1 pseudogene is annotated in these 271 nt (G+C 57.9%); it reads left to right on the top strand.

Annotated elements, in window-relative coordinates:
- Nucleotides 1-271: pseudogene (locus AACY52_RS31930) on the top strand (IS21 family transposase); the annotation flags it as partial.

Raw genomic sequence — 271 nt, 5'->3', positions numbered from 1 at the left:
TTCTCGCTCGGTGAACTGAACACGGCAATTGGCGGGCTGCTCGAACGCCTCAATCAAAAGCCCTTCAAGAAGCTGCCCGGCTCACGCCGCTCGGCCTTCGAGACCATCGACCAACCCGCACTGCAACCGCTACCAGAACATCCCTATGTCTACGCCGAATGGAAAAAGGTGCGGGTGCACATCGACTATCACGTCGAGGTCGAGGGCCATTACTACTCGGTGCCGTACCAGCTGGTGAAGCACCAACTCGAAGTGCGGCTAACCGCTAAGA

Source organism: Pseudomonas sp. EA_65y_Pfl1_P113 (assembly GCF_963970525.1).
Lineage (GTDB): Bacteria > Pseudomonadota > Gammaproteobacteria > Pseudomonadales > Pseudomonadaceae > Aquipseudomonas > Aquipseudomonas tritici.
The sequence above is the reverse complement of the archived record's forward strand: the minus strand, read 5'-3'. Positions and strand labels throughout refer to the sequence as shown.